The organism is Catenibacillus scindens, from assembly GCF_014202115.1.
Taxonomy (GTDB): domain Bacteria; phylum Bacillota; class Clostridia; order Lachnospirales; family Lachnospiraceae; genus Catenibacillus; species Catenibacillus scindens.
In genome coordinates this window covers 1-16,504 of record NZ_JACHFW010000011.1, presented here as the reverse complement: position 1 = coordinate 16,504, position 16,504 = coordinate 1, and the positions used below count along the sequence as shown (strand labels likewise).

Annotated in this window: 17 protein-coding genes and 1 pseudogene; all 18 read left to right on the top strand. The window is 35.6% G+C overall.

Translation table 11 applies throughout. The features are described from left to right. The first annotated feature begins 64 nt into the window (after positions 1-64). The 18 genes and pseudogenes from HNP82_RS12490 to HNP82_RS12405 all read left to right on the top strand — a co-directional run bounded on the left by HNP82_RS12490 (position 65) and on the right by HNP82_RS12405 (position 16,430). The gene (locus HNP82_RS12490; protein ID WP_183775303.1) at positions 65-1,207 is read left to right on the top strand and encodes a glycosyltransferase family 4 protein; all 1,143 of its coding nucleotides are present in this window, start codon (positions 65-67) and stop codon (positions 1,205-1,207) included. 102 nt (positions 1,208-1,309) lie between these two features. Then, entirely contained in the window at positions 1,310-1,483 is a 174-nt protein-coding gene (locus HNP82_RS18825) for a glycosyltransferase (RefSeq protein WP_183775301.1), read from the top strand. A 248-nt stretch (positions 1,484-1,731) separates the two neighbouring features. Further along, the gene (locus HNP82_RS12480; RefSeq protein ID WP_183775299.1) at positions 1,732-2,865 is read left to right on the top strand and encodes a glycosyltransferase family 4 protein; all 1,134 of its coding nucleotides are present in this window, start codon (positions 1,732-1,734) and stop codon (positions 2,863-2,865) included. A 28-nt stretch (positions 2,866-2,893) separates the two neighbouring features. Then, positions 2,894-4,114, top strand: a complete 1,221-nt coding sequence (locus tag HNP82_RS12475; protein WP_183775297.1) for a nucleotide sugar dehydrogenase — start codon at positions 2,894-2,896, stop codon at positions 4,112-4,114. Between the two features lie 54 nt (positions 4,115-4,168). After that, complete coding sequence (wecB, locus tag HNP82_RS12470) at positions 4,169-5,284, top strand: non-hydrolyzing UDP-N-acetylglucosamine 2-epimerase (protein ID WP_183775295.1); 1,116 nt, start codon at positions 4,169-4,171, stop codon at positions 5,282-5,284. 87 nt (positions 5,285-5,371) lie between these two features. Then, a complete protein-coding gene (locus HNP82_RS12465; RefSeq protein WP_183775293.1) occupies positions 5,372-6,490 on the top strand; it encodes a glycosyltransferase family 1 protein in 1,119 nt (372 codons plus the stop codon). 41 nt (positions 6,491-6,531) lie between these two features. Further along, entirely contained in the window at positions 6,532-7,857 is a 1,326-nt protein-coding gene (locus HNP82_RS12460; protein ID WP_183775291.1) for an O-antigen ligase family protein, read from the top strand. Positions 7,858-7,930: 73 nt separating this feature from the next. Further along, positions 7,931-8,473: an acyltransferase gene (locus HNP82_RS18255; protein ID WP_183775289.1), complete on the top strand. Its 543-nt coding sequence runs from the start codon at positions 7,931-7,933 to the stop codon at positions 8,471-8,473. 257 nt (positions 8,474-8,730) lie between these two features. Then, the gene (locus tag HNP82_RS12450; protein WP_183775287.1) at positions 8,731-9,021 is read left to right on the top strand and encodes an LbetaH domain-containing protein; all 291 of its coding nucleotides are present in this window, start codon (positions 8,731-8,733) and stop codon (positions 9,019-9,021) included. 125 nt (positions 9,022-9,146) lie between these two features. Continuing rightward, on the top strand, positions 9,147-10,577 hold the full coding sequence (locus HNP82_RS12445) for a lipopolysaccharide biosynthesis protein (protein WP_334298286.1): 1,431 nt from the start codon (positions 9,147-9,149) through the stop codon (positions 10,575-10,577). Further along, positions 10,574-10,930, top strand: a pseudogene (locus tag HNP82_RS12440) (UDP-N-acetylglucosamine 2-epimerase); the annotation flags it as partial. The gene HNP82_RS12445 and the pseudogene HNP82_RS12440, both read left to right, overlap by 4 nt. Before the next feature lie 15 nt (positions 10,931-10,945). After that, a complete protein-coding gene (locus HNP82_RS12435; RefSeq protein ID WP_183775283.1) occupies positions 10,946-11,494 on the top strand; it encodes a hypothetical protein in 549 nt (182 codons plus the stop codon). Next, positions 11,491-12,147 carry a queuosine precursor transporter gene (locus HNP82_RS12430; RefSeq protein WP_183775281.1) on the top strand — a complete coding sequence of 219 codons (657 nt, stop codon included), beginning with the start codon at positions 11,491-11,493 and terminating at the stop codon, positions 12,145-12,147. The genes HNP82_RS12435 and HNP82_RS12430 overlap by 4 nt, the downstream gene beginning before the upstream one ends. A gap of 4 nt (positions 12,148-12,151) precedes the next feature. After that, entirely contained in the window at positions 12,152-12,682 is a 531-nt protein-coding gene (locus tag HNP82_RS12425; protein ID WP_183775279.1) for a phosphoribosyltransferase, read from the top strand. Between the two features lie 17 nt (positions 12,683-12,699). After that, the gene (locus HNP82_RS12420) at positions 12,700-13,230 is read left to right on the top strand and encodes a hypothetical protein (protein ID WP_183775277.1); all 531 of its coding nucleotides are present in this window, start codon (positions 12,700-12,702) and stop codon (positions 13,228-13,230) included. A 13-nt stretch (positions 13,231-13,243) separates the two neighbouring features. Continuing rightward, positions 13,244-15,037, top strand: coding sequence for a 5'-methylthioadenosine/S-adenosylhomocysteine nucleosidase family protein (locus tag HNP82_RS12415; RefSeq protein ID WP_183775275.1), 1,794 nt, complete (start codon positions 13,244-13,246; stop codon positions 15,035-15,037). Positions 15,038-15,048: 11 nt separating this feature from the next. Beyond that, positions 15,049-15,690: an AAA family ATPase gene (locus HNP82_RS12410; protein WP_183775273.1), complete on the top strand. Its 642-nt coding sequence runs from the start codon at positions 15,049-15,051 to the stop codon at positions 15,688-15,690. Positions 15,691-15,812: 122 nt separating this feature from the next. Continuing rightward, a complete protein-coding gene (locus tag HNP82_RS12405) occupies positions 15,813-16,430 on the top strand; it encodes a hypothetical protein (RefSeq protein ID WP_183775271.1) in 618 nt (205 codons plus the stop codon). The last annotated feature ends 74 nt before the right edge of the window (positions 16,431-16,504 follow it).

Genomic DNA, 16,504 nt, shown 5'->3' with positions numbered 1-16,504 from the left:
ATGTTGTTTGGATACATAACGGAGATGATTTTAGATGAGAGCTGTATAGGAAGAAGGAGTGGGAATGGAGAAGATATTGTTTATTTCTAATATTGCAAAAAAAGTTGGATCTTTTTCTATAGCCAGTCTAGAAGCTGCAAAAGAATGTGGAATGCAGTTCCACATGGCAGCCAATTGGAATCAGGCTGGAGATGAGCAAATCCAGGCAGATGAGAAAAAATACAATGTCAGGATTCATAATATTCCATTGGCGAGATCACCCTACTCGCTGGCTAATATTAAGGGCTTGAAGCAACTAATTAATGTAATTAAGGAAGAGAACATAGACTATATACATTGCAATACACCGGTAGGTGGCCTTATTGGGAGGCTGGCCGGAAAAAAATGTAAAGTGAAAAAAGTCATTTATCAGGCACATGGATTCCATTTTTATAAAGGAGCGCCTTTTAAAAACTGGCTTCTCTATTACCCCGTCGAAAGATGGCTTGCTCATTATACAGATGCGATCATTACGATAAATAATGAGGACTACGAGAGGGCAAAGAAATTTAGGCTGAGAAACAGAGGTAAAGTTTATTATGTACCAGGCGTGGGAATAGATATTTCCCAGTATCCTTCTGATAGACAGAATAGAATGGAAAAGCGTAAAGAACTTGGATTAGGAAAGAATGATATTGCCTTAATTTCAATGGGAGATTTGATCGAGCGTAAGAATTATCCTGTGGCGATTAAGGCAATCGCAGAGGTGGGTAATTCAAAACTTCACTATTATATCTGCGGTCAGGGGCCGGATGAGGAGGAATTGGTTTCTCTTGCTGAAAAGCTGGGTGTCAAGAATCAGATCCATTTTCTTGGATATAGAACAGATATTAAGGAATTACTACAGGCAGCAGATATCTTCTTGTTTACCACATTACAGGAAGGTCTGTCCAGATCATTGATGGAGGCAATGGCGAGTGGTCTGCCGTGTATTGCCAGCAGGATTCGCGGGAATACAGATTTGCTAAATGATAGCAATGGCGGAATACTGTGTAATAGTATTGATGACTACAAAAAAGCGATTGAAAAGCTGGTAAAGGAGCCCACAATAAGAAAACAGATGAGTTTGAATAATTTAGAAGCAATTCAGCGATACAGCGTTGGAGAGATTTCAAAAAAAATAGAAGTTGTTTATACATCCGTAATTTATGGTGGGGATAAATCTTAGCGAATTTTGGTCGAATTGGGCTAAGAAGCGAACAGAAATTGAGATTCCTCTGGGGGCGTTATTGGAGATAAGGGAGCTAAGTTAAAAGCGTTGGCATAGGAAATGGAGATTGCAGTGAGCTGCTGGATGGAGGTAAAGGAATTGATGAGTGCAAGCAGTATATTTGTGAGGCCTTCTTCCAAGGGGGTGAGTAGTAGGTCAATTATGGAGGCCATGGCAAGTGGCTTACTGTGCATAGTCAGCAGAATTCAGAGAGGAATGCCGATCTTTCGTTGAACGGAAAGGATAGATAGCTTGTTCCGGTGGAGGATGTAGGAATTATTATAGAAAAATTAGTACCAGATGTAGAACTTTGCAAGATGATGTTAGAGAGGATTGCGGATTTCGACATAGCGAAAGTGAAAGAGATAGAGATAAAGATAAAGGGTAGGATTTATCGGAATGTATTTAATTTTTATATTCCTAAATAGATATAAAATTTCGAATCTGGTATTACATTTGTAAAATGAAGAGAGGTAAAAGAAGTGTATAATGTGGTTTTAATAAGATCCAATCCAGTCAGACCATACCCGCGGTTAGAGAAAATGGCAAACTGTCTTGTGAAAAATGGTCATAATGTAACTGTTTTAGCGTGGGATAGAGATATGGACTATGAACCGAGAAATGAACAGTTAAAACTAAAAAGTGGTACGGTTCCAATTATTCGCATTGGAATTAAGGGACAATTTTCAGGAGGAATGAAGAAAAATCTAAGAGGTCTAATTAAGTTCCAAAGATTTATTTACTCTTGGTTAAAGCAGCACAAATCAGAATTTGATGTAATTCACGCCTATGATTTCGATACAGGATATACAGCTCTCAAATTTGCCAAAAAACACAAAAAGAAAATAGTATACGACATACCAGACTATTATATAGATTCACACGGATTAAGAGGCTCTTGCATAGGCTGGCTGATTAAGCACATGGAAAATTCTGTAATTAATAGAGCGGATGCAACAGTCATCTGTACAGAGGAGCGTAAAAAACAGATACAAGGAACACATCCACATAATTTATATGTCGTACATAATACGCCTGATATAGATATTGAAGATCAAAAAGATTTAAATCTTGATAATGAGAAGCTTAAGTTAGTATATGTGGGGATTTTGGGAAGAACTCGATTTATTGACAAAATAGCAGAGGTCGTTGCAAGGCGTAAGGACTGCGAATTTCATATAGGGGGATTCGGAGGAGGGTTGGAGTCATATTTTGAAAATATAGATAAAGAATATGAAAATATTTATTTTTATGGAAGAATGCCTTATGACAAAACAATAGCTTTAGAAAGAGCGTGCGATGTTATGTGTGCAATTTACGACCCTTCTGTACCTAACCATTACTATGCTGCACCCAATAAATTTTATGAAGCATTAGCACTTGGAAAACCATTAATTATGGCTCGAAATACAGGGATGGCTTCTGTTGTAGAAAAAGAAGGTCTTGGTGAAGTGATTGAATATAACGAGGAGTCTCTGAACAACGCTATAGACCGCCTACTCCATAAAAAGTTTCAACAAAATGAGGTAGCAAAAAAAGCAAAAAGATTGTATTGCAACAACTATTCATGGAAAAAAATGGAAACTGTGATTCAAGAATTATATTCAGTTATATAGAACTACTTAATGAAGAGGAGAGAATAACATGGTTAACGTAATAGGACTTGGTTATATTGGTCTTCCTACTGCTTTGATGATGGCATCGCATGGGGTGGAAGTAGTAGGAACGGATTACAACAAGGAATTGGTAGCGACACTGAATGCTGGACATACAACATTCAAAGAAGATGGACTGGAGGAATTATTTCAAGAAGCTCTCAGTGCGGGCATTAAGTTTAGCACTGAGTACCAGGTTACTGACATATATATCGTTTCCGTTCCTACGCCTTATGATAAGTTCAGCAAGAAAGTTGATGCTTGCTATGTTGTTGCTGCTGTAAAGAGCGTTCTTAAAGTGGCACCCAAAGGTGCGACTATTGTTGTCGAATCAACTGTTTCACCCGGAACTATGGAGAAATTTGTCCGCCCGGCAGTAGAGGAAAATGGATTTGTAATCGGTAAAGATATTCATTTAGTCCATGCACCAGAACGTATTATTCCTGGCAACATGGTGTATGAGTTACTCTATAATAATCGTACGATTGGAGCGGATGATAGAGCGATAGGGGAGAAAATTAAGGGATTGTATTCCTCGTTCTGTCAAGGAGAGATTGTCGTCACAGATATTAAGACAGCGGAGATGACGAAGGTAGTAGAAAACACATTCCGTGCTGTGAATATTGCTTTTGCTAATGAGTTAGCTAGAATTTGTAGACACGACAATATGGATGTTTACGAAATCATCAAAATTTGCAATATGCATCCTCGCGTGAATATCCTTCAGCCAGGGCCTGGTGTTGGTGGACATTGTATATCTGTAGATCCATGGTTCCTTGTAGGAGATTATCCGAGTCTTGCAAAGGTAATCGATGAATCGATGAAGACAAACGATTCGCAGCCGGATTTTGTACTAAATCGTATCTATGAAATTATGAAAGAGAATAAAATGACGGACGTAGAGCGTGTCGGTCTGTATGGCCTTACATATAAAGAGAATGTGGATGATATGCGTGAATCACCTACATTGCAGTTGCTTGAGTCTCAGGAGAGGCACTTAGCGACTGGCCTGAAAGTATATGATCCGTTTGTGGAAAAAGATGTAGTCGATAATCAATATCATGACTTAGACAAATTTTTGGCTGATGTTGATATGGTTGTTATTATGGTTAAGCATAATGAGATTAAAGATAATATGAAGAAACTCAAAGGTAAAGTCGTTCTGGATTGCCATAATATCATTAACCTTCCGGGAGTATATCATATATAAAGACATGATTTTTATCAAGATTATGAAGTGACAAATAATGCGTGAGGAAGCCTTATGAAAAAAGTAATGTTGGTCTTTGGCACAAGACCAGAAGCTATAAAAATGTGCCCGCTTGTAAATGAACTAAAAAGGCGTTCCGGCTTAGAGACGATAGTTTGTGTCACGGCGCAACACCGTCAAATGTTGGATCAGGTCTTAGAGACGTTTAATGTTGTTCCGGATTACGACCTTGACATTATGAAAAACCGGCAGACACTTTTTGATATAACGACAAATATTCTGAACGGGATAAAGTCAGTGCTAGAAGAAGTTAAGCCAGATGTGGTTCTAGTTCATGGTGATACGAGCACCACTTTTGTGACTGCTCTGTCGTGCTTCTACTTACAGATACCGGTTGGACACGTGGAAGCTGGACTTCGTACCTATAATATATACTCGCCATATCCGGAAGAATTTAACCGGCAGGCTGTGGGTATCATCAGTAAATACAACTTCGCTCCTACACAGTTGGCAGCGGATCATCTAATTAAAGAAGGCAAGGATTCGAAATCCATTTATATCACAGGAAACACTGTTATAGATGCGATGCGGCATACAGTGAGAGAGGATTATACACATCCAGAATTGGATTGGGTGGGAGAGGGAAAGTTGATTTTTATCACAGCACATCGACGAGAAAACCTTGGAGAACCTATGCACCATATGTTTCGGGCAATTCGGCGTGTATTAGATGAGCATCCTGAGTGCAAAGCAGTATATCCTATCCATATGAATCCTGTGGTCCGCCAGGCAGCAGAAGAAGAATTGGGGGGATGTGATCAGATTCATATTATCGAACCGATAGAAGTTTTTGATTGCCATAACTTTGAAGCCAGGAGTTTCCTGTGCTTGACAGATTCAGGTGGAATACAAGAGGAGTGTCCAAGCTACGGTGTGCCAGTTCTTGTTATGAGAGATACTACAGAACGCCCGGAAGGTGTGAACGCTGGGACGCTTAAATTGGTTGGAACTGATGAAGAGACTATATACAAGACTTTTAAGTTTCTACTCGAGAATAAAGAAGAGTATAAGAAGATGTCTCATGCTTGCAATCCTTATGGAGATGGACATGCCTGCGAAAGAATTGCCGATATTTTGGAAAGAGGCAGTTATACGCCATGGGTGTCGTAGAAAAGGAGTTGTTTTTGTAAGAAACGTAGTTTTAGTATAACAAAAGGATTTACGTAATTAAGTAGAGTGATTTTTGGAGGAAAAGTATTGAAGACAGTTCTGCATTACGTGGGTATTATGAATAGAGGCGGAATGGAAACTCTTATCATGAACCTGTATAGAAATATTAATCGTGAACAGTTTCAATTTGATTTTGCAGTACATACAGATCAAAAAGGAGACTTTGACGATGAAATTCGTGATAAAGGGGGGAAAATATATAATTTTCCGCAATTTCGTAAGAATCCGAGAGCTTATAGAGCTTCTTGGGAAAAGTTTTTCTGTGAACATGCAGGTGAGTATGAAGTATTTCATTTTCACACTAATTCCTTGGCGAACGTAGTGGCATTGGAAGAGGCTCAAAAAGCTGGTATCCCAATTCGGATTGTACATAGTCATAGTACCTGGGCAAACAAAGGCAGATTGCAATGGATTAATAATTTGTTACATAAATATCACCAAGCTAAATTACCTGTTTTGGCAACGAATTTGTTAGCGTGTTCAACTGAGGCAGCTCAATGGCTATATGGTGGAATGTCGGTTAAAAACCTTAAAGTCAAATTGCTTAAGAATGGTGTGAATTGTGAGCTACTTTCATTTGATGCTTCAATAAGAAAGAGAGTTAGGCAGGATCTTGGATTTACAGAAAGTGAAATTGTCGTAGGCCATATTGGAAAATTTATCCCTGTAAAAAATCATACATTTTTGTTGGATATTATAAGTGCGATGATAAAGATGAACAGTAATATACGAGGTATTCTTGTTGGAGATGGAGAGCTTAAAAAACAAATTATGGAGAGAGCAAGAAAGATGGGGGTTGATGATAAAATCCGGTTTCTTGGAGTGCGTAGTGATATAGCGGAGCTTTTGATGGCAATGGATATCTATATTATGCCATCGTTATATGAAGGTTTGCCAGTGTCAGTAGTCGAAGTACAAGCAACGGGCTTGCCAGCCTTGTTGTCGGATACAATTTCAAAAGAAGTACAATTGAAAGAAAATATAAGATTTGCTTCTTTGAACCTGCCTCCAGATAAATGGGCGGAAAAAGCCTTGAATCTATATAATAAAAAGCGCGAGATTGATAATTATCCCATAAGAAAAGCAGGTTTTGATATTAAATTAATTGCAAAAGAGTATGAAAAAATGATATCTGGAATACAATAAGATTCTAATTAGGGTAAGAGAGTAGGTGATAGGAAGTGTTTATGGAGAAAAATGCGATCAATATTGAGGAAGATCGCTCAACTTATGGAGTGGGCGAAGAGGTTCGCATACGAGTTCTTCTATTCTGCATAGCATCAATGGGTGGGCTATATTTATCTGTGTACAATCACTCGGTTTCTCTGCTGGTTTTTTCGCTTAATATTTTAAGTATCTTTGTTTTAAATACAACAGAGTTATATTGTGAATTGTTTTTCCTGTTTCCGTATACAATGATTTATAAATATAGTATCGCTTCAACATCATTGTTTACATATTTGACGTTGGTATTTATGATAGTTTTTTTGTTTAAAAAAAATTTTCGAATAAGCAGAAATTTTGTGCTGTGTTTTGCCATCCTTTCAGTATATCTGGTCATAGGGGTAGGAAATAATTTTACAGATCTAATTAAACTTCTTAGCATGTCTGTTATTGCGGGTTTATTTACTTCACTAATAAATAGAAAAAATTTTTCTGATATTGTGTTATATGTATGCTTAGGAACTGTTACTTCTTCACTTATAGGGTTAAGGAAAGCATCTTGGCCAGCATTGGCCTCTTTTTTTACAAATTTGAAATCGGAATATATCAATGGCGTGGAGACGTATCGCTTTACTGGTTTGTATATGGATCCAAACTATTTCTCAATATTAGTAATTATCTGCTTAATTTCGCTCTTAACTTTTACTTTTAAAAAGGAAATAAAGAGCGCAACAGCGATAATATTATCAATAGCTTTAGTGTACTTTGGGGTTTTGACTTATAGCAGAATTTTTTATCTTACATTATTAACTGCTCTATTTTTTGTGTTGATTTTACGGATGAAATCAACAGGCAAAATTATAGGGAGCATAGTGTTGTTTTTAGTAATACTTATAGCAGGAATTTATTTTGCAAATAAAGCAGGAATTCTCAGTAATATTATGTATCGATTTTCTGCAACAGATATTACAAATAACCGAACAAACATATGGAGTCAATATGTAGATTATTTTAACTCGTCTGTTAAAACATTGATTTTAGGAGATGGAATTGGTGCTGCTTATTATAATGGAGTAGGTCCGCATAATACCTATATCGAGTTAGTATACTTTTTGGGTATTATTGGTAGTGTTATATATATTAGCATGTATGGGTGCATCTTAAATATGGGTAAATGTATAGCAAAAAGAAAATTTGTGAATTATTCTTTATTACTTATATTAATGGTTATGTCGGCTACTTTAGGAATGTTGTTTTCTAATGATTTCGGTTTTCTTATGATGTTGGTGTGGGTATTTATGAATACGGATATCGGCAAAAACAACGTGCTAAATATTGGTATCGAATAAGACTTTAAAACGAAAATGGTTGTTGAGATGAAATACTAGCATCCTACCTAACTAAAAATTTGAGGTGAATAATATGAAATTGAAACAGTTGCTGATGAAGCTTAAGCGGAAAATCCGTGGGAGTGGATATTCCAATGAAGAATTAAGAACATATGGTATAGAGATGGGAGAAAACTGTCACATATTAACAAGTAAGATTGATGTACACCATGGATTTTTAATCAGTATGGGTAACAATGTTACTATTTCGGATGCACGGCTATTAACACATGATGGGAGCACGAAAAAATTCTTGGGATATAGTCGGGTTGGGAGAATAAAAATTGGTAGTAATGTTTTTATTGGAGCAGGAGCAATTATTCTTCCAGGTATAGAAATTGGAGATAATGTCATCGTTGGTGCGGGAGCTGTTGTGACAAAAGATATTCCGAATGACTCCCTTGTGGTAGGAAATCCGGCAAAAGTAATAAAAACTGTTACAGGCTATATAGAAGAAAATAAAGGTCGTATGAATAATGAAAATGTTTGGAACACACACTATTCCAGCAAAACTCAGGAAGAAAAGAATGAGATGAAAAAGATACTATCTGATGGCAGCATAGGATATGATCTATAGATTGATTGTGTATATATAATCGTTGATGTTTTGAATGAGGAACCACTTATGAAGGAGATTTTAAAAAAAATAAGAATAAAAAAAATTATAAAGAATTTAATAGAAACAGCATTCACGGAGAAAAATTAGGACTTGATTTTACCTCTAGATGTATTTCTGATCATAGGGAAAATATACAAATAGGGAATAGATGTGAGATAAAAGGAACTTTACGTTCGTTTCAGGGGGGGAGGATAATAATTGGAGACAATTTTTACATGGGGTATCGTTCCTTCATAGGGGCGATGGATTCCATTGTAATTGGAAATGACGTCATTATTTCATCTGATGTTAGGATATTTGACAATAATAACCATCCTACGGAACCAGACTTAAGAAGACAAATGAGTCATAGTGATTTTTATGGAGAATTATGGACTTGGAAATATGCTGCTCACAAAGCGGTGGAGATAGGTGATAATGTTTGGTTAGGTGAATATTCAGCTATACTTAAAGGTGTTAGCATCGGAGGGGGGGGCTATCGTTGCCAGTCACAGTGTAGTAACTAAAGACGTACCGTCGAATTGTATTGTGGCAGGTAATCCAGCAAAAGTAGTGAAGCTACTTACCGATTAATAACAAGGATGGTGATTTTGAGTTGAAATTGCGTAATGGAGCAGCAACAGACTCCTTGGTGCTGACATTTGTAAGAGTTGTTACAGCCTGTATTTCTATTTTGATTTATAAATTACTTGCTGTGAATTTCAGCCTTGATGAATATGGGTTATATTCACAGGCTATTCTTGTGTCTACAACTGTAACGTCCATTACTATCATGGGAATGACAGACGCAATAAACTTTTTTTATAACAAGGATAAGGGTGGAGAAGTCGGGAAATCTTATGTAGAAACAATATTTGCTTTGCAGATTATCATCGGTGTAATCGGAGCAATTGTTGTTTTAGTGTTTAAAAATCAAATTGCGGCATACTTTGGAGAACCAAAGGTTGCGGGACTTATGATATACGTCGCATTTATTCCCTTACTGACAAATGCCACAAATATGCTACAGGTTTTGTTTATATCATATCGTCGAGCCAAGATAATCGCAGTCAGAAATCTGCTTTTTTCAGTACTTAAGGTATTTGCAGTTTTTTTGGCCAGCTACCTTTTCAAGACGATAGAAGTTGTACTAATTAATTCTTTGCTATTAGACATTATTATGCTTGCATATATGGTATGGTACAGCAGAAAGCATTTTTTTGTTATAGATATCCGAAAGGCCAGATTTTTACAGACCAAAGAGATACTTGCGTATAGCATACCTATGGCAATGTATATTATAACCAATTCACTGTCGCGTAATCTGGATAAACTAGTCATTGGATGGTTTGGTACCACAGAGGATATAGCGCTTTACTCAATTGCTGCCAAGGAACTGCCTTTTGATATGTTGACATCCTCATTTATCACGGTTCTTGTCCCATACATAACACGGTATATTGCTGAAAAAAAGTATGATAAGGCAGCGGATACGTTTTCAAAGTATATACAGATTAGCTATACCATTACATGGCTCATCGCAGGAGGAGCAATTGTGGGAGCCAGAGATTTGATGGTTATTTTATATGATCCAAAGTATCTTTCAGCGACCACGATCTTTGTTTTGTATATTATCGTTGATATGTTCCGTTTTGCAAATACTACCATTGTATTTGCAGCAAAAGGAAGAACTAAAGAGTTGATTATATATTCTGGCAGCGCGGTGCTGTCAAATTTGGTTTTGAATATTTGGTTTTTTAATATTTTTGGCATAGTAGGCCCTGCCATTTCTACAGTGCTTATAACGTGCGTGCTCTCAGTTATAATGCTTTTCCGAAGCGGACAGTTATTAAAAACGAAGGTCACGGAACTAATCAATGTAAAGCAAATGTTGACCATCCTAGTAGAAATTATTATTTGTGGCATCATTGCTCACCAGATTCAGATAAGATTTCTTGACGGATTTTCATCACTTATAACTTTTGGTTTAACATTTGTTATTTATGGTACACCACTCCTATTATTAAACTTCAAGAGAGTATTAGCGCTGCTTAAAGGAATAAACTCGGTAAAAATGCAGTAGGCTTTCACGATTATAACCATCTGCAGATGAATGCCTTTGCGGTAGTGTCCGATTCCGGCACCCTGCCGGAGGAGAGCAGCTTCTTTACTTCTGTGGGGCATCCTTTCCCAGCGGTATGTATCCGGACAAGCACCGAGCGCCCGGAAGCCCTGGACAAGGCCTGCTTTATCCTTGCCGGTATCGATGAAGTAAGTCTGCTGCAGGCGGTGGACACCGCAGTGACCATGAATCAGGAAGGCGATTACGGAATTCCGGTGCCGGATTATGTGGAGGAGAATGTAAGCACAAAGGTGGTAAAGATCATCCAGAGCTATACTGGGGTTGTGAATAAGATGGTATGGAGAAAGTTTTAAAGGAGATAGATTAATGTGTTGGTTTTAAATTTTTTTGGTGGTCCAGGAGTTGGAAAATCTACATATTCCGCTTATTTTTATTCCATGCTCAAAATGCGGGGAATCAATTGCGAATTGGTTACTGAATATGCAAAGCAAAAAGTATGGGAAGGAAATGATACAATATTATCAAATCAAGTGTACTTGTTTTCTAAGCAATATGTAGGACTGACAAAACTTGATGGAAAAGTAGAGTTGGCGATAATGGATTCGCCGTTACTTTTATCATTGCTTTATCAAAGTAATATTAAAATAAAAGACAGCTTTTATAAAATGGCTTTGGATTGCCATTCGGAATTTGACAACATAAATTATTTGATTTGTGGAAATGGAAATTATACCAATCAGGGAAGATATCAATCATGTGAAGAGGCCATAAAACTAAGTTCGGTAATGAAAAAAATATTGGATTATAATGAAGTGCAATATCGAATAATTCAGCAATATACTGGATTAGACGGCATAGATAAATTAAATGAACAAATAGAAGAGATATATACATTAATTTTAAATAAAAGAAAATGAAAGATGCCTTTACTTTAAATTGGAATAAAGAAATATTCTTAGTTATCGGATATTGTCTTTTACAAATTTTATCAAATTTAACAGTTGCAAAAACAGTGGAAATTTTTTGGCTTGCGATTCCTATAGGATCAATTCTATATGCCGTTTCCTTTACATGGATGGATCTTATCAATAATTATATAGGTCTTGAAAAGACAAAAGTTGTAATCAAGATGATGGTTATCGCTAATATAGTCATAGCTTTTTGGTTAAAAATGTATATAATGTTACCAACCGGCGAATGGTCAACTGATTCATTTGAGGCTAAAGCGATTGAATTTGTCTATGGGAACTATTTTAGAATCACTATCGCTAGTATTATAGCTGGATATATAAGTGGAAACACAAATGCAGTAATCTTTCATAAATTAAAATATGAAACCAATACATCAATATATGTTTGGAGTATAATCTCCAATTTGTTTGCTGCAATGATTGATGGAATTATATTTTATATAATTGCTTTTGCTTTTGAAAAAGATTGGAAATTTTTAATCATAGCAGCAGGATCTAGTGCATTATATAAAGGGATTATTTCATTATTTACAATGCCGATTTTGTTTGTTTTAAAAAAAATAGGATTGTTAAGAGATCAATATTCGGAAGAAGGATAAGTGCATGAATAATGAACAGGATGAGATCAATACAATAGATGTAAAAAACTATTCGTGGTTAGAACTAACCGATTATTGTGTTGATATTTACAAAAAAATGAAAGAGGATGAGTATATACCAGAGGTTATTATTTCTATATCCAGAGGCGGGTTTTTTACTGGTTTAATATTAGCACATTTATTCAAAATACAGGAGCTATATTCTATAAAAGCCTCAACTAATATAAATGATGATATACGAAGTTTAAGACAACATCCACAGATCGAATCGTTATTTACCAAAAACAATATTCATTCATTAAATAAGAAAAAAATTCTGATTGTAGATGATGTATTTAATACAGGCTATACTCTAAAAACAGTATATGATTACATGAAAGAATTGAATACTAATCTTAACATTAGAACAGCCTGTATGATTTATGATACATTTTTAGATACAACATTGCCTGTTGCCAATTTTATTGTGGATTATTATTCGGATAAAAGATGTGCCTGGGCTGTTTTTCCATGGGAAACTATTGATATTAATTAGCAGATTGGAGGTAGATCATGATTAAAATTTATTTAGCAGGAAAAGTTGCAAAAGGTGATGAAATTGGAAAAATTGAAGATTGGCGTGCGCTATATAAAAAGGAATTAGACGGAAATATAAAAGAAAAATTATTTTTTATGGATCCCGATGATCCAGATTTAGATGAGTCTGATTCTATGGAAATTGTTGGACATGATTGTAACTTAATTAGAAATTGTGATCTTATTATTGTAAATGCTGAATCTAAGCTTGGAGTAGGGACAGCACAAGAAATGATAGTTGCAAAATACTATAAAAAATGCGTAGTTTCTGTAATTCCGGAGAATAGCCATTATTGCAGAAAAAATTTAAATATGTATGGAAATATTATTGAAAAATGGATGCATCCTTTTATGAATATAATATCTGATGTAATTGTAGCGAATTTATGCGAACTGATGGATAGTTTTGATATTGTAGTCAAAAAAATTCATCAGGGAGATATCAAAGATATGACAGTGATTGATATGGCATGTAATTATTATTGCAATAAAAAGAAGAATATATAAAGATAACAATAGAATGGAGACAGAAGTAATTTATTTACATTTTTTGAATAGGGAATTATATAGAGAAACAAAATTAAAGTCGTATAATTTAGATTTGTCCTTATGTAATGCTTTAAAAATAGCTTATTTGTTTAATTATGAGCCCTTATATATTTCAATTGCTTTTGTTTGGGAGTTATACTACGATTTTCCGAAAACAAGGAATATGCTGCTGAAGCTTTTGCGAGCAAATTTATTACATCCTGTTTCGGCGTTTTACACAGTCGATGAGCTGCTTGCGTTTAATCAGCGTATATATAGAGAAGAAACACTCCGTTATACAATGTACTTTGATAAAATACCACATCAACTTGAAAGATACAATCCTGAGATCATAAAAACTGAGAGTACTACCATAAGGCTTGAAACGGATTTGAAAAGCTGGATAAATACGGGGATGTCAGATTTATTTGTCCAAGAGGAGGACAGAATTCTTTTACATCAAAGCGGAAAAAAGATAAAAAAAACCTTGGAACGAAGAGATAATAAAGCGATTACATTATCTTTGTTTGATGGAATTAATTTATCAATTTATAATCGAAAGCAATTAGCAAGAAATCTTTCCTTGGTTCATATTTATACTTATATGCAACATGTAAATGGCGATATTATTACAGGCATTAACAGTTTACAGTTTTTTGACCGTTTATCAAAAAATTTCCCACTACACGATTATGGAATAAATTGCTGTATTATAGAGATGTGTGATCGAAGGGTTCTTAATTTGAAAAGCATTAGTCTACTAATAGAAGAAGAAAGAAAATTAAAAAGTGTTAAAGTTCTATTTATAGAGGAAGTCAGGAAAATAATCGGGACTCTATATAAGTGTTTATCAGATGATGTGAAATATCAGTCAAATATCCGAAATGCAATTTGTAACCGTATCAAGCGTGCATCAATAAAAATGCCTGAAAAACAGGGAAACATAAGCTGGCAACATCTTTTATCCCGAATTATTATGTTGGACAACTGTTTAAAAGAGAATGATTCCGAATATTTAAAAAACAGAATGGAGGAAGAGAAAATGATAAAAACATTGTTAATATGTACAGCTACGGATAAAGAAACAGATGTGGTTTTACGGAAAGCTAAAGAATATAGTCTCCCTATTAATGTTCTAAAATTAGAAGAATCATATTTATATCATCTTGGCATTATGGGTTCCTTGGATCTGTTTCTTGCACAAACAGAAATGGGAACAGAACGTATGGGTTCAGCGCGTGATAAAATCAGAGATATATCGCGCTTATTAACCCCCCATTATATTATATCTACCGGAATATGCTATGGTTTAAAACCCAAAGATACGGAAACAAAAGACGGTAATAAGATTGGAGATATTGTTGTTGCTAACCAATTACAGATGTATGAAACGGCAAAAGTTAAAGATATTGGAAATGAGATTCAATATATACCAAGAGGTGATAAGGCTGCTGTATCAACTGAACTATTGGATGCATTTAGAATAGCAAGTCATTTATATGATAAAAAGATAAATATATCTTTTGGCTTGTTGCTTACAGGCAATCTTTTGGTAAATTCTAGACGTATAGTGTCTGAACTAAAGAAAAATTTTCCAGAAGCAATAAATGGAGATATGGAGGCAGCAGGTATTTATAGCGCATGCCATGACAAAGGAATCAAATGGATTGCGATTAAGTCTATTTCTGATTGGGGATATGACAAAACAGATGAACATCAAAATATGGCAAGAAAAAATTTGTATGATTTTCTCTTTTATGTTTTTGAGAATGGAATAATTTACTGATAGGTAATATTATGGCAATAATATTATCATTATGTGGCTATCCAGGATTTGGGAAAACAACACAAAGCAAAAAAATAAAAAGCTATTATGGAAATCAGGCAGTGATTTTGAGTGTGCCAAAGCTCTTAGCTTATGATGTTGAAAGTATCAGCGTTCTTACAGAAGATGAAGTTAACTTAATTCATAAAAATGCAAATAATGCAAACAAAAGCATGGAAAGAGGAGTTTTGGTCGATGCCTTTATAGATGAATTATTATATCGTGCAGTTGCGCGGTTCATGTACAAAAAAGATGTTATTATTTTAGATGGATCTCCACGAGATCTTAATTCATTTAAGCTTTTTATGAATTTATCGGATACAGAATCAAGTAATCGAATAATTTTTATTTATTTGAAAACAGAAGGAAATGAGATTGATTTATCAATTAATAGACAAATAAAAAGAGCAAAAAAAGAGGGTACACAAGCATTTACTAATTTAGAGCAGTTTGAACAAAAGACCCATGTCTTTGACAATTTTACCAAAAGCAATTTTAGAGAATTACTTTATCAAAATCATAAAAAAGTTGAATATTATGAAATTATATGTGTGCAAGAAGAAAACATTGTGTTTGATAATATTATTAAACATATTGTGATACCGGTTAAATAAGCTGATTTATAAATAGACGTAACTTCATAGATTAATAAATATAATTCCTACGTTTGTGGAACAAAGCTGATTTTTTGTGAACGAAAGTTTAGATTGGAAATGAAAATGAGTGTGCTGCTATAATGCCCAGACCGAAGAAGAAACCAAATTATAATCCAAACCAAGTCATGCGGGATTTCATGCTCGCTGTGGCAGATGCGTTCGGTTCCTATGATGACAGAGATAATGATACAGCTGGCGGCCTGAACGCTGCGGCCGCCGAGTTTGGAATCACGGCTCTAAAAGCCAGGAAGCTGCTGATCACGGCAGGCGTGTACTCCACGGCAGTTTCCCGCCGGATAGCGGAGCTGGCGGCGGCTGGATATAAAATAGAGCAGATAATGAAAGAGACCGGCCTTGGCCGGGCGTCCGTTCACTCTTACCTGCCTTATACGAAGATCCCATACAACCTTGCCGAGCTGTCAGCCAACGCGGAGCGGATACGTTTATACCGGGAGAGGCGGGCTGCCTGTATGGAGTTCTGCAGCAGAATAGGGCAGATGGAGGTGACAAAAGGTGAGCTGGAAGAAGCGCTGTGGGAGCTGATGAGCCGGTTAGCTGGCTGTGTGTTCCTCACGGCAAAGGGATTGAGGTTTACCTATAAGATCCATGGCGGCGAGATGTTTGTGAACCGGAAGTCAAAATCAATCACACAGGCTACTGTATTCAGGGCTTATAATTATAATGGTCTCATAAATTAAGACACTTTTTCGGACAATTTTTAATGAATCTGATATACTAAAATCAATACGAAAGAGAGGATTCATTACTATGT